Annotated in this window: 24 protein-coding genes; 13 read left to right on the forward strand and 11 right to left on the reverse strand. The window is 66.1% G+C overall.

What is annotated here, in order from left to right:
• The first annotated feature begins 37 nt into the window (after positions 1-37).
• The 5 genes from AB0J62_RS10830 (at position 38) to AB0J62_RS10850 (ending at position 5,624) form a co-directional block, all read left to right on the forward strand.
• Positions 38-1,411, forward strand: a complete 1,374-nt coding sequence (locus tag AB0J62_RS10830; RefSeq protein WP_363867220.1) for a class II 3-deoxy-7-phosphoheptulonate synthase — start codon at positions 38-40, stop codon at positions 1,409-1,411.
• Positions 1,408-2,430, forward strand: a complete 1,023-nt coding sequence (locus AB0J62_RS10835; protein WP_363867223.1) for a GntG family PLP-dependent aldolase — start codon at positions 1,408-1,410, stop codon at positions 2,428-2,430. Before AB0J62_RS10830 ends, AB0J62_RS10835 begins: the two co-directional genes overlap by 4 nt.
• Positions 2,431-2,552: 122 nt before the next feature.
• The gene (gene prs / locus AB0J62_RS10840) at positions 2,553-3,530 is read left to right on the forward strand and encodes a ribose-phosphate diphosphokinase (RefSeq protein ID WP_134098173.1); all 978 of its coding nucleotides are present in this window, start codon (positions 2,553-2,555) and stop codon (positions 3,528-3,530) included.
• 132 nt (positions 3,531-3,662) lie between these two features.
• The gene (locus tag AB0J62_RS10845) at positions 3,663-4,610 is read left to right on the forward strand and encodes a hypothetical protein (RefSeq protein WP_363867228.1); all 948 of its coding nucleotides are present in this window, start codon (positions 3,663-3,665) and stop codon (positions 4,608-4,610) included.
• A gap of 93 nt (positions 4,611-4,703) precedes the next feature.
• Positions 4,704-5,624 carry a hypothetical protein gene (locus AB0J62_RS10850; protein ID WP_363867231.1) on the forward strand — a complete coding sequence of 307 codons (921 nt, stop codon included), beginning with the start codon at positions 4,704-4,706 and terminating at the stop codon, positions 5,622-5,624.
• Between the two features lie 55 nt (positions 5,625-5,679).
• Here the strand turns inward: AB0J62_RS10850 and AB0J62_RS10855 are convergent, their stop codons facing one another.
• Together AB0J62_RS10855 and AB0J62_RS10860 are read right to left on the reverse strand one after the other, a co-directional pair.
• The gene (locus AB0J62_RS10855) at positions 5,680-6,033 is read right to left on the reverse strand and encodes a hypothetical protein (RefSeq protein ID WP_363867234.1); all 354 of its coding nucleotides are present in this window, start codon (positions 6,031-6,033) and stop codon (positions 5,680-5,682) included.
• Positions 6,034-6,095: 62 nt separating this feature from the next.
• On the reverse strand, positions 6,096-6,956 hold the full coding sequence (locus AB0J62_RS10860; protein WP_363867237.1) for a hypothetical protein: 861 nt from the start codon (positions 6,954-6,956) through the stop codon (positions 6,096-6,098).
• Between the two features lie 252 nt (positions 6,957-7,208).
• Here AB0J62_RS10860 and AB0J62_RS10865 point away from each other — a divergent pair, with 252 nt between their 5' ends.
• Entirely contained in the window at positions 7,209-8,444 is a 1,236-nt protein-coding gene (locus tag AB0J62_RS10865; RefSeq protein WP_363867240.1) for a hypothetical protein, read from the forward strand.
• 384 nt (positions 8,445-8,828) lie between these two features.
• On the opposite strand, the gene AB0J62_RS10870 is transcribed toward AB0J62_RS10865, so the two are convergent.
• Together AB0J62_RS10870 and AB0J62_RS10875 are read right to left on the reverse strand one after the other, a co-directional pair.
• Positions 8,829-9,257: a hypothetical protein gene (locus AB0J62_RS10870; protein WP_363867243.1), complete on the reverse strand. Its 429-nt coding sequence runs from the start codon at positions 9,255-9,257 to the stop codon at positions 8,829-8,831.
• A complete protein-coding gene (locus AB0J62_RS10875; protein ID WP_363867246.1) occupies positions 9,257-10,051 on the reverse strand; it encodes a hypothetical protein in 795 nt (264 codons plus the stop codon). The genes AB0J62_RS10870 and AB0J62_RS10875 overlap by 1 nt, the downstream gene beginning before the upstream one ends.
• A 366-nt stretch (positions 10,052-10,417) precedes the next feature.
• Between AB0J62_RS10875 and AB0J62_RS10880 the strand changes: the two genes are divergently transcribed.
• Positions 10,418-12,037: a hypothetical protein gene (locus tag AB0J62_RS10880; protein ID WP_363867249.1), complete on the forward strand. Its 1,620-nt coding sequence runs from the start codon at positions 10,418-10,420 to the stop codon at positions 12,035-12,037.
• A gap of 896 nt (positions 12,038-12,933) precedes the next feature.
• Here the strand turns inward: AB0J62_RS10880 and AB0J62_RS10885 are convergent.
• Both AB0J62_RS10885 and AB0J62_RS10890 read right to left on the reverse strand, forming a co-directional pair.
• Positions 12,934-13,083, reverse strand: coding sequence for a DUF2283 domain-containing protein (locus AB0J62_RS10885; protein ID WP_363867252.1), 150 nt, complete (start codon positions 13,081-13,083; stop codon positions 12,934-12,936).
• A 381-nt stretch (positions 13,084-13,464) separates the two neighbouring features.
• Positions 13,465-13,770 carry a hypothetical protein gene (locus AB0J62_RS10890; protein ID WP_363867255.1) on the reverse strand — a complete coding sequence of 102 codons (306 nt, stop codon included), beginning with the start codon at positions 13,768-13,770 and terminating at the stop codon, positions 13,465-13,467.
• A 230-nt stretch (positions 13,771-14,000) separates the two neighbouring features.
• Between AB0J62_RS10890 and AB0J62_RS10895 the strand changes: the two genes are divergently transcribed.
• Both AB0J62_RS10895 and AB0J62_RS10900 read left to right on the forward strand, forming a co-directional pair.
• On the forward strand, positions 14,001-14,195 hold the full coding sequence (locus tag AB0J62_RS10895) for a hypothetical protein (protein WP_363867258.1): 195 nt from the start codon (positions 14,001-14,003) through the stop codon (positions 14,193-14,195).
• Between the two features lie 315 nt (positions 14,196-14,510).
• Entirely contained in the window at positions 14,511-14,711 is a 201-nt protein-coding gene (locus tag AB0J62_RS10900) for a hypothetical protein (RefSeq protein WP_363867261.1), read from the forward strand.
• Positions 14,712-14,751: 40 nt separating this feature from the next.
• On the opposite strand, the gene AB0J62_RS10905 is transcribed toward AB0J62_RS10900, so the two are convergent.
• The 3 genes from AB0J62_RS10905 to AB0J62_RS10915 form a co-directional block, all read right to left on the reverse strand.
• Positions 14,752-15,354: a hypothetical protein gene (locus AB0J62_RS10905; protein ID WP_363867264.1), complete on the reverse strand. Its 603-nt coding sequence runs from the start codon at positions 15,352-15,354 to the stop codon at positions 14,752-14,754.
• Between the two features lie 453 nt (positions 15,355-15,807).
• Complete coding sequence (locus tag AB0J62_RS10910; RefSeq protein ID WP_363867267.1) at positions 15,808-15,981, reverse strand: hypothetical protein; 174 nt, start codon at positions 15,979-15,981, stop codon at positions 15,808-15,810.
• Between the two features lie 51 nt (positions 15,982-16,032).
• Positions 16,033-16,866 (reverse strand): ankyrin repeat domain-containing protein, encoded by an 834-nt coding sequence (locus tag AB0J62_RS10915; protein WP_363867270.1) that lies wholly within the window; start codon positions 16,864-16,866, stop codon positions 16,033-16,035.
• A gap of 73 nt (positions 16,867-16,939) precedes the next feature.
• On the opposite strand from AB0J62_RS10915, the gene AB0J62_RS10920 reads away from it, so the two are divergent.
• From AB0J62_RS10920 to AB0J62_RS10930, 3 genes are all read left to right on the forward strand, one after another.
• Entirely contained in the window at positions 16,940-17,827 is an 888-nt protein-coding gene (locus tag AB0J62_RS10920; protein ID WP_363867273.1) for an aminoglycoside phosphotransferase family protein, read from the forward strand.
• A gap of 69 nt (positions 17,828-17,896) precedes the next feature.
• On the forward strand, positions 17,897-18,541 hold the full coding sequence (locus AB0J62_RS10925; RefSeq protein WP_363867276.1) for a hypothetical protein: 645 nt from the start codon (positions 17,897-17,899) through the stop codon (positions 18,539-18,541).
• Between the two features lie 16 nt (positions 18,542-18,557).
• A complete protein-coding gene (locus tag AB0J62_RS10930; RefSeq protein ID WP_363867279.1) occupies positions 18,558-19,205 on the forward strand; it encodes a VOC family protein in 648 nt (215 codons plus the stop codon).
• Here the strand turns inward: AB0J62_RS10930 and AB0J62_RS10935 are convergent.
• Both AB0J62_RS10935 and AB0J62_RS10940 read right to left on the reverse strand, forming a co-directional pair.
• Positions 19,202-19,594, reverse strand: a complete 393-nt coding sequence (locus AB0J62_RS10935; RefSeq protein WP_363867282.1) for a hypothetical protein — start codon at positions 19,592-19,594, stop codon at positions 19,202-19,204. The genes AB0J62_RS10930 and AB0J62_RS10935 overlap by 4 nt on opposite strands.
• 18 nt (positions 19,595-19,612) lie before the next feature.
• Complete coding sequence (locus AB0J62_RS10940) at positions 19,613-19,966, reverse strand: hypothetical protein (RefSeq protein ID WP_363867285.1); 354 nt, start codon at positions 19,964-19,966, stop codon at positions 19,613-19,615.
• Positions 19,967-20,022: 56 nt separating this feature from the next.
• Here AB0J62_RS10940 and AB0J62_RS10945 point away from each other — a divergent pair, with 56 nt between their 5' ends.
• Positions 20,023-20,919, forward strand: a complete 897-nt coding sequence (locus AB0J62_RS10945; protein WP_363867288.1) for an aminoglycoside phosphotransferase family protein — start codon at positions 20,023-20,025, stop codon at positions 20,917-20,919.
• Positions 20,920-20,943: the final 24 nt, after the last annotated feature.

Raw genomic sequence — 20,943 nt, forward strand, 5'->3', positions numbered from 1 at the left:
CACCTTCGGTTCCAGGCCCTGGCCTAGAGTTGGCCCCATGCAATTTGCGACGTTGACGGCTGGCGAAGTGCCGGGGGTTCCGAGTCTGGACGACCTGCGCGGGCTGAAGCCGCTGCAGCAGCCGGAATGGCCGGACGGGGCCGTGCTGGACCAGGTGATCGCCGAGCTCCGGACGCTGCCGCCGCTGGTGTTCGCCGGTGAGTGCGACGACCTGACCACGAAGATCGGCGCGGTCGCGCGCGGCGAGGCGTTCATCCTGCAGGGTGGCGACTGCGCGGAGACGTTCGCGGGCGTGACCGCGGAGAACATCCGGGCCAAGCTCCGGGTGCTCCTGCAGATGTCGGTCGTCCTGCAGTACGCCGCGAGCGTGCCCGTGGTGAAGATCGGCCGGATCGCCGGGCAGTACGCGAAGCCGCGGAGCTCCGGCGAGGAGACGCGGGACGGCGTCACGCTCCCGTCGTACCGCGGTGACGCCGTCAACGGCTTCGACTTCACGCCCGAGTCGCGGATCCCGGATCCGAACCGGCTCCGGGGTGTCTACAACGCGGCGGCCGCGACGCTGAACCTGACTCGCGCGTTCACGACGGGTGGGTACGCCGACCTGCACCAGGTGCACGCCTGGAACACGGACTTCGTGAAGTCGTCGCCGGTCGGTCGCCGCTACGAGCAGCTCGCGTCGGAGATCGAGCGCGCGCTCGCGTTCATGCGGGCCTGCGGCGCGACGTCGGACGAGTTCAGGACCGTCGACTTCTACGCGTCGCACGAGGCGCTCATCCTCGAGTACGAACACGCCCTGACGCGGATCGACTCGCGGACCGATCAGCCGTACGACGTGTCCGGCCACCTGCTCTGGGTGGGGGAGCGGACCCGTCAGCTGGACGGCGCGCACGTCGAGTTCCTGGCTTCGCTGTCGAACCCGCTCGGCGTCAAGATCGGGCCGACCACGACTCCGGAGTACATCCGGGCTCTGATCGACAAGCTGAACCCGAAGGGGATCGAGGGGCGGCTGACGTTCATCACGCGGATGGGGGCGGGCAAGATCCGTTCCGCGTTGCCGCCGTTGCTGGAGGCGGTCCGTGACCACGGTTCGCCGATCGCGTGGGTGTCCGACCCGATGCACGGCAACACGTACGAGACCCCGAACGGGTACAAGACCCGCAACTTCGACGACGTGATGGACGAGGTGCAGGGCTTCTTCGACGCGCACGAGCAGGTCGGGACGTGGCCGGGCGGCGTACACATGGAGCTGACCGGGGACGACGTCACCGAGTGCCTCGGCGGCGGTGAGGAGCTGGTCGCGGAGGATCTCGTGAACCGGTACGAGACGGCCTGCGACCCGCGGCTGAACCGGCACCAGTCGCTCGAGCTCGCCTTCCTGGTCGCCGAGCGTCTTCGGGGTGCCCAGGCGTGATCGACCTGCGTTCGGACACCGTCACGCGGCCGTCGGCGTCGATGCTCGCCGCGATGACGGCCGCGCCTGTCGGCGACGATGTGTACGGCGAGGATCCGACCGTCAACGCCTTGGAGGAGCACGTCGCGGGGCTCCTCGGGCACGAGGCCGGGCTGTTCACGGTGACGGGCTCGCTCGCGAACATGCTCGGCGTACGGGCGTTGGTCCCGCCGGGCGGCGAGGTGCTGTGCGAGTCGAGCGCGCACATCGTCCGGGCCGAGCTCGGGTCGCACGCGGCCGTGAGCGGGGTGACGTCCCGGACGTGGACGGCGCCCGCCGGTCAGATCGACCTGGAGCAGATCCGCGCACTGATCGCGGCCGACCTGGGTCCGTACTTCGTGCGGACGTCCGCGGTCTCGGTCGAGAACACGCACAACTTCGGCGGCGGCGCGATCCAGCATGGGTACGACGCGCTCGCCGACGAGCTCGATGCTCGCGGCATCCCGCTGCACCTGGACGGCGCCCGGCTGTGGAACGCCTCCGTGGCGTCGGGCGTGCCGATGGCCGCCTACGCTTCGCGGGCTGCGGCAGCCAGCGTGTGCCTGTCGAAGGGCCTGGGCGCACCTGTCGGCTCGGTGCTGGTCGGCTCCACGGAGCTGATCCGCGAGGCGCGGGTCTGGCGGAAGCGTCTCGGTGGTGGTTGGCGGCAGGCGGGTGTGCTCGCCGCGGCCGGGTTGTACGCCGTTGAGCACAACGTCGAGCGGCTGGCTTCAGACCACGCGAACGCTCGCGCGATCGCGGAGGTACTCGCGGACGCCGCACCGGGCTCGGTCAAGCCGGATCAGGTCGAGACGAACATCGTGGTCGCCGACCTTGCTGCCACCGGTCGCACGGTCGCCGAGGTCGTGGCGGCCGCGAAGGAGGCCGGCGTACTGGTCGGTGGTGTCGGTGCAACCCAGCTCCGGATCGTGACGCATCTCGACGCCTCGGCCGAGGACTGCCGAACGGCCGCGACGGTCCTCGCCCGTCTGGTCAGCTGAATCGGTCGGCGAAGTGTTGAGCTTTCCGCTCGATGCTGTCGCTGCCCGATGCCCTCGGCGTTCCCGGAGCGGCTGCGCCAGGTAGGCTGCCTGCGTCGGGGTCGCAGCGTTCGGGGAGAGCCGTGCGAGAGATCGTCGTGTTCAGCGGAAGTGCCCACACCGAGTTGGCGGAGCAGATCTGTACTGATCTCGGCGTACCGCTTTCACCGGTCGAGATCCACCGTTTCAGCAACGACTGCCTGCAGGTTCAACTCCAGGCGAACTGTCGGCAACGAGACGTGTACATTGTGCAACCGCTGGTGCCGCCGACCCAGGAGCATCTGATGGAGCTCCTGCTGATGATCGACGCCGCTCGCGGTGCGTCGGCCCAGCAGATCACCGCGGTCATCCCGCACTACGCGTACGCACGCTCCGACAAGAAGGACTCGTCCCGCATCTCGATCGGTGGCCGCCTCGTCGCGGACATGCTGACCACGGCAGGCGCTCATCGAGTCCTGACGATGGCGCTGCATGCGCCGCAGGTGCACGGGTTCTTCTCCGTTCCGGTCGATCACCTGACCGCGATCGGCGTACTCGCCGACCACTTCCGCGGCCGCGACCTCAGCGACACCGTCGTCGTCAGCCCCGACCTCGGCAACGCGAAAACCGCGACCCAGTTCGCCCGGTTGTTAGGCACGCCGGTCGCCGCCGGCAGCAAGCAGCGCCTGGCCGACGACCGGGTCGTGATCGACGCGATCGTCGGCGACGTCGCCGGCAAACGCGCGATCATCCTCGACGACGAGATCGCCACCGGCGGCTCCATCATCGAACTCCTCGACCGCCTGAAGGACCGAGGCTGTACGTCGGCCGCCGTAGCCTGCACCCACGGCCTGTTCGCCGGCCCGGCCGTCGAGCGCCTCCGCTCCCACCCGTCCATCACCGAGGTCATCAGCACCGACACCGTCCCCCGCCCCGACGGCTTCCCCGAACTCCAGGTCACCTCAGTAGCCGGCCTCTTCGCCGAAGCCATCAAACGAATCCACGACGGCGAATCAGTCAGCAGCCTCTTCGACGGCGTAGACCCCACCCACGCCCCACCCCAACCCAAACTCCCCTTCTAGCCGGGGGAGTCAGCCCCGCGTCCCGGGGGAGGGTGGCCGGGACGTTCGACGATGCGGTGTACTTCCGTTGGGTCTCGATCGCTCCTTATGACGTCGCCAACGGCGGCTAAGCCCCTCGAGAGGACAACACAAATGCTCCGCAAGACGATCGCCGTGGCGAGTGCGGCCGGTCTGGCGCTGACCCTCGGGCCGGTACTCGAACCGGCCCAGGCCGTCCCGACCGTGCGAACCGCGCACACCGCCGCCGCCGAGGTGGCCGCGGCCTGCGCGCTCGTGGTCGGCTCCTTCAACCAGACCTGGGGCCAGAACCGCGAGGTCGTCACCGCGACCGCACCACCGACCGAAGGCGTGGTGCTCAGCACGCCGAACATCTACCAGGCGCCTTTCGGTATCGGCAGCACGCCGACCACGTTCTCGGAGACTCCGATGACGGGCGGCCGGACGGCCCGGGTCGGGAAGCTGGTGATCAGCGGGTACCTGTACGACAGTTCGGCCATCGTCCGTTCCGACGGTTCGCTGGTGCGGGGATCGAACGTGCTGAAGAAGTACGGCGGTGGCTGGAGTGGCAAGCGTTTCGTCGTCCAGGCCCGCTACAAAGCCTCGGCAGCGAGCAAGCCGTCGCGTACGACGCTGTACGCGCAGGACACGTCCGGCCGGTTCGGGCGCTGGACCGATCTCGGCACGGGGTTCCGCAACACCGGGTACGTCGGCGGACTCAGCACGATGAAGGCGTTCGCACTGATCGCGACGACGGCGACGTACGACCTGTTCCTGGTGAACAACCGGGCCGGCGGCCTGTACACGCTGAAGATCCCGGCCACCAGCCCGCTCAAGCCGGTGGCAACGCCGGTCCGCACGACGAGCTGGCAGAGATTCGAGAAGATGACCGCGGCCCCGTGCGGAACCGGCTCGACCGTCCTCGCACAGGACCAGGACAACGGCAGCTACTACGTGTACGCCGTCGGCCACGCGAACGGCACCAGCACCGCGATCAGGAACCTCGGCAAGGTCACCCTCAACTGGGGCGACTTCGACCGCTTCCGCTTCGCCCCCGCCTACGACCCCCTCAACGGCGGCTAATTCCCCGACCGCCCGTCGTTGCGCAACTCCCGCTCTGGTTCAAGGATCGAGGTAGGAGGGGGATCGACGCCGGCCGACTGAGGGGAGCGGGAGATGTGGCGACAAGCAGCGAGTGTGGGAGCTGGGGTCGTCCTGACCCTGGCCGTGCTCACGCCGACTGCAGAGGCGGTCCGCACGGACGCGGGAGCTGCGACAGCGGCGTGCAACATCCAACTGGGGTCGGTCACGGCGGACGGCGGCCATACCCAGACCACCGTGGTGGCAACCACGCCGCCGGTCGTGCTGAAGACGCTCACGACGCCTGCGGTGTACGGCGCCGGGAAGGTGCGGCTGTCGGACAGCTTCGCCAATGAGCAGACGGTCAACGTCAACCGGCACCGCTACGGCCTCGTCGTGATTGACCAAGTGCTGTACAGCTCGTCGTATTACATCAACGGCGCCGGTCAGATCGACACCACGAAGCCGCGGGCCCTCGTTCGGATCGGGTCCGGCTGGTCGCCGTACGGGACGTTGGAGACGGCGCCGTACGCCCGGCCCGGTGGTGGTGGGGTCGAGCGGACGACGCACTACGCGATGCGGACCGATGGGACGCTGTTCCGCTGGAACGCCCGCTGGCAGCTCAGCGGGACGTTCTTCGGGTTCGCGTCGGTCAAGGCTCTGGCGCTGATCAGCAAGACGCCGACCTACGACACCTTCCTCGCCACCACGCGGGGTGGCCGGCTCTACACGATCCGGATCCCGCTGACGGCTCCGGCCCGGCCGGTCGTCACCGTGGTGCGGACGGCCACCTGGCAGCGGTTCGACGCGTTGGTCGCGAGCAGGTGCGGGCAGTACGGCACTCTGCTGCTGGCCATCGACCGGGACACGACGTCGGCGTTCATATACGCGGTCGGGCACACGAACGGTACGGCGACCGTGATCAAGGGGCTCGGTCAGGCGCCGGCGAAGTTCGTCGATCCGATCTACTTCCGATGGACACCCGGGCCCAGCTCCGATCCACTGAACGGCGACTAGGTCGGACTAGAAGGCCCAGCTGCGCGCGGGATCGCCGTCGTTTCGGGGTGGTAGGTCAGTAGTCGTGATGCTCGTGGCGTTCTGCTTCGTCGACGGTCAGGTCCGCGGCCGGATCCACCTCCAAGCGCTCGTCCGGAATGGGTAGACCGCTTTCGATCGACGTCCAGTACGTGCCGTCCGCCAACCGCTCGTCGGCTCGTGACAGGGCCTCGAGGCGGATCTGCAGACTGCGCACGACCGCGCTGTCGATCTCCCTGTGCTCCAACGGCTGCGCGCCGTCGGCGTCGTCGTCCCCTGCGTCCTTCTCGGCGACGTTGTCATCCAGGCGCGCGCCCACAGCGTTCCTCAACAACTCGGTGACCCGCTCGCGCTCCGCCGCGATCCGTTCCTTCGCCCGTTCGGGGTCCATGCAGTTCTCCTGTTTCTTGTCTATGTCCAGCAGGTCACTTCGATGCTCGCGACACGTACCCGTCACCGGCCCGCGAAGTATCCGTTCACTCGCGCCTGCACGTGACGACGCCCACGAGCCAGATCCCGCTGGAGCACGGAGGTTTCTCGGCCGAGCAGTCCACCGGCTGTCTGCAGCGAATGGCCTTCGATGTCCACCAGATACACCGCATCGCCCACATCCTGGGGCAGTTCGTCGAGGGCGGCATCGACGACGGAGTACAACTCGGACGTCTCGATCTCCGCGTCCGGACCCAGGAACCTGGTGACCGTCGGCCAAGCACTCGGTGGGCTGGTCCAGCCCTCTTTGCCGGGCCCGTCGCTGTAGAGGTCCGGGAACAGGAGCTCCGCCCGGTCGGCATCAGTGTCGAGCGCATCGAGATCAGCCAACTCCTCGAGGGAGCCGTACCCACCCGGATCAGGGGGCAGGTCGGACTCCGCGAGATCGGCCGCGTTGTGCGCGTGATGCGCCAGCAGGCTGTCTGCCCATTCGCCGGCACTGAGATCCTCGTGCTGGTGATCGTCACCGATGCGCTGCATCAGGTAACCGACGAGCTCGTCCCGCGCAGGGACCTCGCCCGGTTTCGCGCTGAGAAAGTGATCCCAGGTCTCTTGCACCAGGTCGTCTGCGTGCTCGGGGTCGGCCGCGCGCGCCAGCGCGGCAAGAACCCGCTGGCTCTGGTCGACCGTCTGCGAAGGGGTCTCGTGCGGGGCGCCCTGACCCTCGGCTGCTGCCGCCGCCGATCCGATCTTCCGTGTTCTGGGCCGGGCGCCGAGCACGGCAGCGGTCGTGGCCAGCTGGCCGACGTGTGCCGCACAACCACCGCAGTCCTGGATGTGCTGCGCGACATCGAGTATGTCCTTGCCGGGCAGATAACCGTCCAAGGCGAGGCTTCCATGGCGCGTAACGTCTCTGCAGTCAGCCATTCCTCATGGCATCGGAGACCCGATCACCGGTTCCGATGCCGCCTCCCTCCGGGTACGTGTTCGTCGTCGGAAGGTTCGTGTCCGCGCACAGCACCGGTCTTTCCGATCTGCCGCCGATCACCGATGTCGTCCAGAATGGGGCGATGCCGCTAGCCGGCGCCGTCCTGGACTTTGCGGGCGCTTCCAGGGGTGCGGTGATTTCATGGTGGTGTGGAGCATGATCAGGAAGAGCTTCTCGAGGTGGGGAGCGCTTCGAGACGTGGGCACCGGATCGCCGGGTGGGGCCTGATCCTGCTCGCGGTGCTGACCCTGATCGTTCTTCGCGCCTCGACGGGTCCGGCGCCGACGCCGCCGAATACCACCCCGTCCGAGCTGAACAGCGTCATCCCCGACGGACGGGCGGCGAACCCGTGGCCGACAACTCCGGGCGCGTGTGGAGCCGACGTCCCGCTGCCTATCGTGTCGAGTACGCCGCCGGCCGAGCGCACCGGGATCCAGGTGCTGCTCGGTGGAGACCAGCTACGGCTGGTCGACTTCGACAGCGGCCGGACAACGACGTTGCCTGACGAAGTCGTGCGGCCCGGCGAGTACGCCGCTGTGCTGGCCGGCGATCCGATCACGGCGTACGCGACCACCGGCTCCTGCGACGAGGCGGCTCCGTATGCGATGGTGCGCGTCGGGGTGGATGACCAGGTGAGTGTCATCCGGCCACTCCGTCCTACCGAGTCTCCCTTGACCGATGGCAATCGCGTGTGGATCGCGTCCTTTGCCAGCGACATCGACAACCCCTACGGAACGATTGCTCCGCTCGCCGGCGGGCAGCGGGTGCGGCTGCCGCTCGGTTTCTACGCGTCGGCCATCGTGGGCGACACCGTCGTCGGTCTGATGCAGCCCGATCCAGGAATCTCACCGACGTGGCTCGCGCTCGTCGATGCGCGCACCGGTCGGTTGCAGGCCAAGCTGGATCAGCATGTGGCACCGCTCGCGACGGGTGCAGGCCAGGTCTTCTGGACCAGTGGCTGCCACGACGACCCTGCAGCGTGCACGCTGCACCGCCGAGCCATCGCCGGCGGCAAGACCACCGCATCCCCGCTTCCGCGCGCCGCCTGCTGCGGCGTCATCAGCCCCGACGGCAAGACGCTCGCCTTCCTCCTCGACCGCCCCACGCCCGGGACCGAAGTCGAAGGCCACCCACTCCCGCCCCTCGACATCGCGACGCTGCATCTCGACACCGGCCGCCTGGAGATCGTCCCCGGCATCGAACTCCCCGCCAAATCCCAACCGGCCCTAGCCTTCACCAAAGCAGGCTGGCTGGTAATAGCCCTGGACGCAGGCTCCCGCACCCGCCTCCTGGCCTGGCACCCAGGCCTACGCCACCCCTACGAAACCACCGCCCTCCCAGGCATCGTCCACCCCCCACCAACCCTCGTCATCACCAGCCACTGACGCACGCGACTCACACTCCCACCGGCTCGAAGGGACTCGTCGCCGACGGAACACGCTCACCCACCTCACTCGTCACCTACCGGCGCGACCTCAAAACCATCTCCGTCCCGCCATCGGCGAACTCCACATCGCGGCCGCCCCCACCCAGCGCCTCGACACCGTCCTCACCAACATCAAGACCACGCCACCGCCAGAACATGCCGCGCCGTCATGTCCGGCGCCATGAAACTCGCCGTCCGCTGCGGCGCCATGTCTGTCAACCCGTCCGCGAGGTCGACACCATTGGAGCCAAACTCAAGAACCCGCCCCCAGCACTCACGGCTGAGGAAGTCACTCTCCTGAACGACGGCGATTCGGAGACGCCGTCCGCCGAAGTGACTAAGGTCAAACGTTCTTGAGAACCGTGGCGATACAGGTGTGCATCTCGTTCAGCAGCGAGTCCGCGCCAAGCTTGTGCGGCATTGCCCCGGCCTCGTGCATGTACTTGTTGCGCACGTTGACCAGGTTTCCCTGATAGCCCTTCTGCTCCACGGGCGTCAGAGCGCCGTACTTCGCCAGCGTGATCAGAGAGGCACCCAATGAACTCTTCGTCACGATCCACCCCTTGTGCGCGATGATCTCTGCGAGCATCGTGTCGAGGCTGCGCGTGGTATGGAGGACAGCCAACAGCCAGCCGTTGTGGGTGGACAATCGCCCGGCAGTGGTGATCCTGTTGAGCTCGCCAACGATCGCGTTCAGTTTCGGACTGCCTTTCAGCGCCCCGTGGTTAGCGGCGATCAAGCGGATGGTATCGACTCGCTTCTTGTACGGCATCAGGCCCCCATCACATGCGTGACATATCCGGCGAAAGCAGCAGCGCGCAGCGGCCGAAGCTCGTCGAATGCTCGTGTCTGCGGAACTTCCGAGAGGAAGTAGTGATGCAGCGCGAGGTGCGCGTCTTGGCTGGACAGCAGACTGCCGTAACGTCTGACGCCTTCCAATCCTCGCGACAAACCGTAATCGAGGTGCACCGCGTTCTCGATGGCGGTGGACATCCGTTGACCAAGGCGTGTTCGGCTCGGGGCCGGCGGTCCGTCGACCACCAGGCGGTCCGAGACCATGTGCCGTCGAACGAACAGACGCGGGTTCGATTCGTCCTCGAGCGACAAGGCAGCGGTCGACCTTCCCCGGCGCCCCCGCGTGCTCTCGACCGTCTGGCCGACTCCCTGGGTTGCTGCCCACGCTTCGGCAAACCGCTCGTGATGCTCCCAGCGGACGCTGTCAATCAGTTCCGCCGAGTCCGACCGCCGGAAAGGACCACTGGGCACTCGCAGAGACTCACGATCAGATGCGAGCTCGACCAGTTCGTCTGAAAGATAGGAATCGTTGTCGACCGCGCTACCGAACTCTTCGGACGCGACGACGATCCGAGTCCCTGCAGGCAATGCCAGGCGCGCAAGCATGATCCGGTCGTCCGCGGTGGACACTGAGTTGCGACCGACAAAGAAGTATGCCGTCAAGAAGCCCCGTACCGACGCCAGGATCGCCGGATTTCGCAGCAGCAGGGGATGATCCGGCGAGGTCACGTAATCAGCTCCTCGCGGCAAGGATTCGACGATCCTTCGCACCTGCGCACCTCGATTCATCGCCTGCGGTCCTTCCTCGGCATCGCACCCTTGTCCACGAGCACTGGAGCGCTTATGGCCCCCGAAAATACATCCCCCAGCTCAGATCGTTCCAGCCCAGCGCATCGACTACGTCATCGCGGGTATCTGACGGCAGGCGCCACGTACCCGCTAAGACCTGCCGGCTCGGCCGACCACCTATCGATCCCGCTGCAGGGGCCTCGACCGAGCGCATCCCGGTCCACGACCACCGATTTGTCGGCGGCTGACCGTACGGTTCATCCAGCGGCATGTCTTCGCCGTTCCGGCCTGCAAGGGCCGTCTGGGTGAATCGGAGAACTGGATGCTGAACTGGGCCGACCCGATCCGATGAAGGTCGAGCGGGCGATCAAAGCCCTGCTGCGTGACCTGCATCCTGGCCTTCGCAGCCTCGAAGGGTCAGGAGGTGACGGTGGCCGTGATGCCTTCCTAGTCGAACAAGACGGCACCATGTGCGTGTTCGAGATCAAGTCCTACGCCCGGCCCTTGAACAATGGGCAGAAGAAGAAGATCGAACATTCGCTGCGCAACGCCTTGACGCACGACCGCATCGGAGCGTGGGTACTGGTCTTGCCTCACGACCATACACCGACCGAAGAAACCTGGTTCGACCAGAAGATCGCCACGATCGCCGCCCCGGTCACCGTGCAATGGCTGGGTCGCGACTGGCTCGACAAGCAGTTCGCCCCGCGCGGCGACCTGCAGCGCTACGTCGAGGGGCCGGACAGCCAGCTTCTCAAACGCGCCCAGCAGCACTCAATGGAACAGGCAGTCCTGGCCGGTGGCCTGCCTGACCTGGCCCAGCGCCAGACCGCGCTGGGCCAACTGGCCGATGAGCTGTCCCCCTTCTGGCGGATCGAACCCGCAACGGTGGACGGGCAGACCACCATCCAGATCCGCCCCAAGCGGCCCGACTTCCCTGACGACGATCCGGTCGCCGTCGACGTCCGGTTCGGGGCAGCGAGCCCCGCCGACCGCTCGGCAGCACAGCAGGCACAGACCGCCTACGAGCAGGTCGTCGCCTTCGGCGGGCAGATCGCGATCGACCGGCGCTACCTCGACGGGATCGACATCACCGCTTCTACCGAGACCGCCTCGCTGTTCGGGAATCTTCTGTCCCGCCCAATCCAGTCAGTCGAGCTCAGCACTCCCTCAGAGCCCACCGCGCCTCTAACCGGCCAACTTGAGGCGATCTCATCGGCAAACCGCATCACAGCCAGCGCCCGGATCATCGCCGACCAGCGCCGCCGCGGCATCCGGGGTACTACTCTCTACGCCCGCGACGAGTCCGGTGGTGTCAGCCTCGCCATTCCCGTCCCCGATCAGGTCGACCCGGGCCACCCTGCCGCCTCGATGCGGCTAACCGTGGGGCCGTTCACCGGCTGCCAGCCCGACACCGCCCAGCACGTCCTCGCGGTCTTGCTGGCCGCCGGCAACGGAGACCGTTTACAAGTACGGTTCGGCCGCTCTCTCAAAGGACTCACGCAACTCGGCACGACCGTGGCTTCGCTTCCCGATCTGCACCACCTAGCCGAACTCGTCGCCGACCTCATCACCGTCCAGGATCACACCGGGCGCGACATCGCGATCCCAGGAGATTGCCCTGTGCGCGAACTCGAGGCGCTCAACACTATCGCCCGCGCGATCCGCGGTGAACGGGTCCGGCTCTCCATAGAAAGCTTGTCCTTCGAGCTCCACGCCGACCGCGTCGACGAGTTTCTCGCCGTCCACGCGGGCCGGCCAGAATCCGGGATGGTCATCAATCTCGACGGCCAACTCGACCTCACCAACACAACCTACCCGCTCGGACCGATCTCCTACCATGCACCCAACGTCGTGCTCGCCAACCATGCCGAACTCCTCGCCGGCAACTGGGACGGACAACCGGTTGCCAGATACACGACCAGCGGAGGCGAAGGTATCTACCTCCTCCCGATCCCCACACCCTGACCGAACCCGGTTCGCAGCGTCAAAGGGCTGCAGCTACCGACCCAGGAGTCATCGGCCTGCGAACCTGGAAGCCTAACGTCACTGCACAGACTGTGCGACGCCGTCTCAGCCACGGACAACGAAGACTCGTAGCGCCGGAGAGGTGATCGCGTCCCGACCCGGCCGGTGAAGTGGCCCCGGGACAGGTTCTGGTCACTTCGGTGATCTGTTTTGTCGATGACGCGATCGAACCACAAGTACGACGCACCGGCGGCGGTCAGGCCGGCAATGACACCTTCGGCGACAAGCCGTGCGCGCCGGTATCACCAGCGCCCGCAGTGTAGGCATCTTGCTGCTCGCCGCCCTGTACGGATTCGTCGTACTGGGCAGCGTGATGACCCGAGTCCGGAAGGTGTCTCGTCCCAACGTCTACGCCCGCATCAGTCGGCAGTACTGGCGGCGCTCGCTCAGCAGACGATTAGCCCTAATCTCATAGGATGCTCGGGCGGCACAACGGGCCGCGGAGCGTCTAGAGGGTAATGGAGTGGCAGGTGTGGCTGGCGCCAACGTTCGTGGGCGTAATCCTCGGGCTCGTTGTTTCGCTGCTCACCGCGAGCCAGACGCGGAAGCACGCGGAGAGGATGTTCCTGCTCGGACGTAAGGCAAAGCTGGCTGACGATGTCCGGGCGGCAGGTGTCCCGTTGGCAGGGCGTCTTGTGGACCAACTTGAGATCCTGCGGGAGAACCTGCCGTTTGTCATCTGGGTCGTTCGAGCAGGGCCACCATGAGCTGTGCGAGGCCGCTCTTCGCGACCACGAACTGCGGATGGTCGGGTGGGTCTAAGCCCGGCGGGTTATGCCCTCGGCCGCTCGGATGGACTCGTCCCGAAGTACCCGGCTCGCGCGGGGTACTTCGATTCAAAGGACTCGTCCCTCGGCATCGAAATCGACCGTCATCGATGCGCCGTCCATGTGGATATCAGCGCCGCGACTGTAGGCCACCTCCCCTCGGTTGATCTGCGCGCCCAAGTAGATGTAGGCGGCGTTCGCGTCAGAGTCGTAGGTCATTCGCACACCACGCATCGTGGGACGGCTCGTTCTCATCTGCCGTGCTGCAGCGTGCTGCGGCGAAGAGAGCGGATCCTCGCCATCAAACGCTCGACACGTTGTTATTGACCGATTTGAGGGAATGGTCGGCTACTCGTCTCGCTCAATGACCCGAGTTCCCTGGCTGGCCGTAGGCTCACGCATCGGCCCGCTAGCAATCATGGAGTTATAGGGTCCGGCCGGCACGTCTCGAGGGCACGTCGCTTCGGTCCTGAGGACGCTCGAGCTTGGCGCGCACCGGTCCGGAGGGCGGCAACTGATTGGGGGAGGCGCAGGGCTGCGCGTGCTTGATACGTACCTGTCGCTCGTATGCCCGTGCTCAGCAGGCGGCAACGCTCATGGCTACGATCCGAGCTCGGACTTGGTACCGAGAACCGTCATGCTCTCGAGGAACCGGAAATGCTGAATCTCCTCGTGGATGGCGGTGAGTTTCTGGACCGCCTCGATGTCAGGGTATTCCTCGACTCCGAACGCCTGCCATTGCTCTGATGACCAGGCGGAGTCGCAGAAGATCACCATCTTGCCGCCGACCTGCTCGAGGGCTTGCTCCAACTTCGCGAAGTGTTGATCACGCTCGGCTTCCGACAGCTGAAAGTACGCCTCTGTCGCCCGCTTCATCAGCCATAGCTTGTAGATTGGCTGTGTCACCGTAAGTCTCCCTCCCGTAACGGACACGACGATTCATGTCACCGTGGGACGAAATGGATGAACTCGTTGAAACCCGTCCGGGTCCATCCCGCTTCCTAGCTCGAGGTCGTCGGCCCTCATCTCGTCGAGCGGCTTGTCTCCGTCCCCCTTTGCACCGACGTCGCAAACGACCCACGCTCGCGACGTTGCGGTACCTGATTCGACGTTACGCGGAGGCGAGGACATGCGCCATGGCGGAAGCGGGCGGCATTCACCCGACGCCCCTGCAAAACAAGGCCATTCGTGGTGGCGTTGCAATCGCCTTGGCAACCTTGGTGCAATCGCGGCGACAGTTCTCAGCCAAGCCGGATCCGGTGGCTCCCGGTGGCTGGCGTGGTGATCAGCATCGCGATCACCAGGTGGTTCCTGTCGCGGCTGTCACGTGATGCCCATCCTGCGACACTGTGGGCATGGTCAGGTGGCGGCGGAGGAGGGTGCGGGACGTATCGCGGAACCCTGCAGCCGTTCGGCGGCAGAGAGCTGAGATCGTTGGCGTGACCATTGATCCTCGGCATGATCTCGCCAGTGGTGGGACAGGGCTGTATGAGTTCTGGACTGATCAGAGCGTCCCCGTGCGATTGCATGACATGGGGCTGGTTGGCGTTGAACTGCGGCCGATCGATCGGGTCCTGGTCCTTCAGTTTGAGTACACCGAGGCGCGGTGGACGCCCGCGGCAGCTGTTCCAACGCCCGTTGTTGTGATGCGGTTCGAGGGGGTCGCGATTCGGGAGTGGGAACACGACGGTGCAAGGTACGGCGGTGACGAGCCGCCGGCCGAGGCGTACGGCCAGGTCGAGGACTTCGAGTACGACGATGGGGAGACCTTCAAGCTGACCACCTATGCGTTCCACATCGCGTTCACTGCGTCACGCCTGACCATCACACCTGTACCTCGCCGATGATCATCCGCAGGTAGGGAACTCCGAGGCTGGTTTGCCGCGTTCAAGGTACGAATGTTGGGTCGGTGTAGCCCATGGCGCGCATCTTGGTGGCCGAGAAGACGATCATGACCTCGTCGCCCGGAATGGCGACTCGCTCCATCGACGGGTATTGCGGGATCGCGGCCACGAACCAGACAGGGCCGGTGCTGAAGTCCAGGCGCAGTGACGTAGGAACTTCGACTACATGCGCGGGCTCGACGATCTCGCCGGCTGACCGGATGGCTGGGCCGAGTTCGAGCCGCTCCCACGATGTCGTCGTACGCAGTACTGGGATGTTGAGGAAGCCTGTCCAACGAGATTCGCCGTCGGGGCCGTTCCGTTCCGCGCCGTCCTCTCCCAGACGGAGGTGGCGTTCGATGGGTTCAGGGAAGACCTCGACGCCGTAGGGGAAGAAGGTGTTGGTCCAGATGACGGTCACGGGGCCGGCGTCCGTGGATAGTTGTAAACCCATGACAGCGTGATGCCAGTCGCCGTAATCCCACCGGGCGGGCCCCGGCCCGGAGTTGCGAATGTCCCAATAGTCCACCGCGTGGATGCGAAGCCCTTCAAGCGCCTGCACCTTCCGGTCAAAGGTGGCTCGCGCGTCGGGGTCATCGACTGTCACCAGGTCATAATGCCCGAGCCGGGGCCCCGAGCATCGTCACGCCGAAGTGGCCGAGCGCTGCGAACATGCCCGACGCACATAATCCAACACTGATGAAGGTCTTGTGGGAGGGCGCGTCAGAGAGGCTCATCAGGAGGGTGGCCGCCGTGTTCGGGAGCTTTCCATCGGCAGTTTGATCGACGACAGTTGAGCCTGTGCCCAAGTCTTTGACCAACCGCCTGCTCCTTATCGTGATGGTTCTGGTAGCGATCCTCATCACGGTAGACGCCCTGATCGACGGCGGAGGTCGACAGCTCGTCCTGGGGCTGCTGTGCCTAGTTATTGCAGCGGTCTCTGCTCCGTCGCTTCGGCGGATCGAGCAGAAGCGAAGCCAGGGCTGACGCTGGTTGCCGACAGCCCTGGCCTTGGCAGGTCAGGAGGATGAAAAAGCTGTACGGGTGGGGACGGTGTCGGTCAGCGGCGGCGGCCCCAGCGGCGTCCTGCGCCGATGCCGGCCAGGTGGAGGGCGATGCACAGTAGGCCGGCCATCAGCAAGGTCTGCGGGGTGAAGGCGTCACTGACGCTGGCGTTGGCCCAGTCGAGAATGAGGGCCAACCCGAAGATGACAGCGGCGATGATCGCGAACATTGGGTGCTCCTTCGAAGGATCGGGCGGAAGTATCCTTCAAGTACCCATCTGCTATCGCAGACAGACCGGGCCCGGGGACGAAGAGGGCCTACTCGTTGCTTCGGTGAGGAGCGCGATGATGAGCTGCTGTTCGGCCTTTGCATCCTCCGAGCCGGTTCCGCCGCGGCCTGTTGTGAGGCGGGCGAGGTCGGAGGGCGTCGAGCCGTGGGCGTTAGTCAGGCGTGGGTCGGCGCCCGCGCGGAGGAGTTGATCCACGGCAGCTGAGCAGCGGTTGCGGACAGCTCGATGGAGGGGAGTGACGCCGCCGGCGGCGGTCGCGTCCGGGTTGGCGCCTGCTTCGATCAGCAACTCGATGACAGCTCGCTGAGCTGTTGGGTTCCAGTTCGTTGAGCCGGGTACGCCGATGACCGCGGCGTGCAAGGGTTCCGAGCCGCGGCGGTTTCGAGCGCCGATGTCGGCACCGCGCGCGATCAGTTCACGAGCGAGCTCGACGTCGTACGCGAATGCCGCTGCGTGCAGCGCTGTGTCGCCTTCGTACAGCTGGGCATGACACCGATCGATGAAGAACTCGTCGAGGCGCGCCAAGCGTGCCGTGACCAGCGACGGTACGGCGTCCAGCGCTGCCGTCACGGCCCGTCGGTCGCCTGTTGCGATGGCTCTCAGCAGGCTTGGCAGGTCTTCGATGTCAGCCATAAAGCACGTTACCTCGCCGGCGACTACTGCGCCCACCGCGAAGATCGCCTGAGGGTCACTCCATTTGTCCACGTCCAGCACGGTTTTCGGCAGGTTGCTGATGCCCGCCACGATCAGTGCGGTGGGAACCAGAGCGATGTACATGCTCAGCAGAAGCCACAAGATCTCGCTGAACTTGCACGATTCAGCCACAGAGATTGCCTCGGGCCCATGAATTGCAACCGCTCGCCGATTCGGCGCGACTTTCACTAACTAGGCTGTCGGTATGAGCCTCGACATTCCCGATCAGGTCCGCAAGACGGTCATTGCCGACGGGAACGAATCCTGGCTCGACGAGCTGCCGGGCGTGGTCGACTCGCTGGCTCAGGAGTGGTCTCTGGTCATCGGGTCCAGCTTCGCGGGCGGTCACGCCGCGCTGGTCGTCGAGGTGACGCTTGCTGACGGAACTCCGGCAGTCCTCAAGATCGGTGTGCCAGGTCGCGACGTCGGTCACGAGGCCACAGTGATGCGCCTGGCGAACGGAGACGGCTGCGCCAGGCTGCTCGGCGAAGACCTGGGTCGACAAGCCCTTCTGCTGGAGCGCCTCGGGGCACCGATGTACGACATGGTCGCCGACCCTGCAATCCGCCTCACCTTGTTGTGCGATGTGGCGCTTCGCCTGTGGCGTCCGATCGGTCCCGACATTGACCTCCCGACCGGCGCGAAGTTGGCCGAGCAGTACGCCGATCGGCTGCCAACGCTATGGGAACAGGCGGGGCGGCCGTGTTCACCAGCCACCGTGGCGGATGCGCTGGAGTGCATGAATCGTCGTCGCGTTGCCCACGACGATCGCTCCGCGGTTCTGGTCCACGGCGATATCCACGAGATGAACGCCCTGCAAGCCAGTGACGGCAGCTACAAGCTGATCGATCCAGCAGGCCTGCGGGCCGAACCCGCCTGCGATCTCGGCACCATTGTGCGCTCGAATCCGGGCCTCGGTGACGACCTCCGGGTGCGGACCGAGCAACTGGCTTCTCGTACGGGCGTGGATGCCACCGCCATCTGGGAATGGGGAACCATCCACCGAGTCTTCAGCGGCGTCTACGCCTGCAGCATCGGTTTTCAGCCCTTCGGCGATCTGCTGCTGGCCGAAGCCGACCGCCTCACGGCATAGCCATCGGATAGGCGCGTTGCGGATGCACAGCGCCTACAGGACGACCGCCAGTCTCGGTATCGTCGCGCTATGGCGGGTTGGGAGAGTCTGCGCGCGGACCTTCTGCGGTTGCGCGAGGAGTCACCCGACGCACTCGTGATGTGGCAGAGCCCCGAGAAGGAATGGCGACCCGAGCGGCAGTTTCTGATCGAGCTGGCGGCCTGGGCAACCGAGATCGCGGGCACGCTGAAAGCGACGTACGGCGACCTCGTGGATCTGCGGGTGGGGGCGATGCTCTTCCCGGCCAGAGAGCTGTGGGCGGGTGAGGCCGCGCGCCAGGTACCTGCACCTCGCGCCGAAGCCTTCGGGCTCGACGTAGAGATCGTGTCTCCGCTGTCGGTGCAGACTGGGCGATTCGCGCACAGGGAGGTACTGGTCACCAACAGGACCGACCGCGAGCAAGTGCTGTTCACCACGGGCGAGCTGGATTCGGTGGTGACCGACAGCTCCGGCATCGTGGTTGGGCGGTACGTCGGGCCGCGCTACGCGAAGCGGGTGGGATTCCCGGTCGAAGCGCGTCAGAGCCGTGCGGTGCCGGTGCTGATCGGCACCGCCTCGCTGGTTCCCGACCTGGGGTACGCGGTACCGCCGGGGCGATGGGGGCTGGTCATCGCAGTACACACCGACGAGGGCCACATGCGGTCGTCGCCGTTGGAGATCACCGTTACGCCGTAGACGTTGGGAGTTGGCCTTGAGCGAGCAGGGGTGGCAGCGGTTTCTGGCTGCGGAGGGTGGGGGCGACTGGGTGGTGCTGCACGGCGGCGCGGTGGCGGTCTTCCCGGTGGCGTCGCTGGTTGAGGCGGCGCGGTTGGCTGAGGCGGTGGCTCAGGTTGCCGAGGCGGACGTGATTCTGACCTTGACCGATCGCCAGCTCACTGTGCGGTTGACGCGTGGTGTCTTTCGGCTGGAGGAACGGCACGCCGAGGTGGCTCGGGCGGTTTCGGCGGTAGCTCGAGCGCACGGCGCGCAGGCTGATCGGAGTCTGGCGCAGGAGGTTTCGTTTGCTGTGGCGGCTCAGCCGGATGCGATCGACGTCGGGTTCTGGCGGGCGGTGCTTGGGTACGACGAACTGGACTACGACAACGCCGTTGACCCACTCGGCCACGGATCGACCGTCTGGATGCAGGACCTGGACCCGAACAAGTCGCTCCGGCACGCGATGCATGTCGACGTGTCAGTCGCCCGCGAAGAAGCCGAGAACCGTTTGGCCGCGGCCCTGGCTGCCGGCGGCCGAATCGTCGACGATTCCACCGCACCCGGCGCCTGGATCCTCGCCGACCGCGCCGGAAACAAAGTCTGCATAGCCGCCTGGCCAGACGGCGCTCCCGGCCTGGGCTAGGGGTGGGAGAGTTCCGAGGCCACGAAGACGCTGTCTTGGCCGGTGCAGGAGGACGTGACGTCGGCGTCGGTTGTGGCGACGGAGCCTCCTCCGAGAATTATCTCGTCACCTAGATGTGCGGCGGTTTGGCCGGTTGCGTCGATCAGGGCGGTCCTGTTGTCGTGAACTGCGACGGTCCAGCCGAACGGCCAGGCGACATCGATCAGGGTGTCGATGAAGGTGATGCCGCCCAGTTCGTCTATGTGGCCGAACGGGGTGCGGAGTACGAGACAGTTCGTCGCAGGGTCGACGTCGAGGGTTCCCGTCAGTTGGGCCTGCATATGCCAGTACGAAACCGTGCGCTGGACCGTCAACCCAGGCAGTCGAGCGTCGTCCTGCGACTCAGTCATCAGCGCGCCTCCGAAGGTCTAAATGCGTCGTGGGTGGTGGCCCACCCAGACGTGGTCTTGGCCTGTGCAAGAGGTGACGCCTGCGGTGGTTGTGGATATCCAGCCCCCGCCGACGGATACCTCGTCGCCCACATGGGCGACCGTTTGGCCGGTTGCGTCGATGAGGGCGGGTATGCCGTCGCGGATCGCAATGGTTGAGCCGAGGGGCCAGGCGACGTCGAACGGTCGTTCGGCGGAGGGGGTGCGGACCACGAGGCAGTTCGTTGAGGAGTCGATGTCGAGCGTTCCGATCAGCAGAGCCAACAGCTCCTCGAACAGGAAGGTGTGCTGGACCGTCAAGCTGGGCAGGCGGGTGTCGTCTGGATCGGTCATTGGAGCGCCTCCGAAGGTCGTGGGATCAGTATGGCTTGGTGGATAGGCTCGGTGGGGTGAGATGGCTGGAGGATGGGTCGGCGGAGGCGGTTGCGGAGGCGTTGGGGGAGGTTGGGCTCGGCGGGCACGCGGTGGTGGTCCGGGAGTCGTTGGAGGACGACCCGATGTGGTGGTCGGCCAGTGCGGTGGTCGGCGAGCAGTACGTCGTGAAGTTTGCGTGGTCGCAGCCCGCGGCGTTGAGGCTGGCGCATGAGATCGCTGTTCTGGCAGCGTTGAGGCCAGCGGTTCCGTTTCTGCCGGAAGTAGTTGCTAGTAGCACCGATCCGGTGTTGCTGGTGACGAGACTGGTGCCGGGTGAGGCGTTGTTCGACGTCGTGGACTCGCTTGACCGGGACCAGGTTGGACGCCAGCTCGCTGAGTTCCTCCGCGAGTTGCACAACCAACCAGGACATGACTATCCGGCTGCGTCGTTGCAGCCGGCCACGACCGACGTACTGCGGGAGCAGTTCCCTAGGTGGGCTCGTCCGGACCAGCGCGCCGATGTCATCAGCTGGTGCGACTGGGCGGACGACGTACTGCGGACGCCGGGGCCGCAGGTGCTGGTGCATGGCGACCTGCATGGCGGGAATCAGGTGTGGGACCAAGGAAAGCTCCGTGTGGTCGTGGATTTCGAGACGGCGGGTCTCGCTGATGCGGAGTACGACCTGCGGGCGTTTCCCGGAACCGGTCCGGGCGTCGAGTTGCTGACGGCCACCATCCGCCACTACGCGCAGCTCACCGGCCGGGAGTTGTCGGTCGAGCGGGCGATGGCGTGGCATCTCCGTACGGCGCTCGCGGACGCGTTGTGGCGGAGCGAGGGCGGCGTACCGCTGCCGGATGGCCGCACCCCGCAGGCCTGGGTCGTTGACCTCGCGGCCCGATTCGAAGCGCTGGGTATCAACCTCCGAGCCTGAAGTCCTTGTCCACGACCGCCGAAG

This window comes from Kribbella sp. NPDC049584, from assembly GCF_040675555.1.
In the GTDB taxonomy this organism is placed as follows: Bacteria; Actinomycetota; Actinomycetes; order Propionibacteriales; family Kribbellaceae; genus Kribbella.

Bases quoted from the DNA above. Each gene is read 5' to 3' on its own strand.
- AB0J62_RS10830 (WP_363867220.1), top strand. From the start codon at position 38: ATGCAATTTGCGACGTTGACGGCTGGCGAAGTGCCGGGGGTTCCGAGT.
- AB0J62_RS10845 (WP_363867228.1), top strand. From the start codon at position 3,663: ATGCTCCGCAAGACGATCGCCGTGGCGAGTGCGGCCGGTCTGGCGCTG.
- AB0J62_RS10850 (WP_363867231.1), top strand. From the start codon at position 4,704: ATGTGGCGACAAGCAGCGAGTGTGGGAGCTGGGGTCGTCCTGACCCTG.
- AB0J62_RS10855 (WP_363867234.1), bottom strand. From the start codon at position 6,033: ATGGACCCCGAACGGGCGAAGGAACGGATCGCGGCGGAGCGCGAGCGG.
- AB0J62_RS10870 (WP_363867243.1), bottom strand. From the start codon at position 9,257: ATGCCGTACAAGAAGCGAGTCGATACCATCCGCTTGATCGCCGCTAAC.
- AB0J62_RS10880 (WP_363867249.1), top strand. From the start codon at position 10,418: ATGAAGGTCGAGCGGGCGATCAAAGCCCTGCTGCGTGACCTGCATCCT.
- AB0J62_RS10885 (WP_363867252.1), bottom strand. From the start codon at position 13,083: ATGACCTACGACTCTGACGCGAACGCCGCCTACATCTACTTGGGCGCG.
- AB0J62_RS10895 (WP_363867258.1), top strand. From the start codon at position 14,001: ATGGCGGAAGCGGGCGGCATTCACCCGACGCCCCTGCAAAACAAGGCC.
- AB0J62_RS10900 (WP_363867261.1), top strand. From the start codon at position 14,511: ATGCGGTTCGAGGGGGTCGCGATTCGGGAGTGGGAACACGACGGTGCA.
- AB0J62_RS10910 (WP_363867267.1), bottom strand. From the start codon at position 15,981: ATGTTCGCGATCATCGCCGCTGTCATCTTCGGGTTGGCCCTCATTCTC.
- AB0J62_RS10920 (WP_363867273.1), top strand. From the start codon at position 16,940: ATGAGCCTCGACATTCCCGATCAGGTCCGCAAGACGGTCATTGCCGAC.
- AB0J62_RS10925 (WP_363867276.1), top strand. From the start codon at position 17,897: ATGGCGGGTTGGGAGAGTCTGCGCGCGGACCTTCTGCGGTTGCGCGAG.
- AB0J62_RS10935 (WP_363867282.1), bottom strand. From the start codon at position 19,594: ATGACTGAGTCGCAGGACGACGCTCGACTGCCTGGGTTGACGGTCCAG.
- AB0J62_RS10940 (WP_363867285.1), bottom strand. From the start codon at position 19,966: ATGACCGATCCAGACGACACCCGCCTGCCCAGCTTGACGGTCCAGCAC.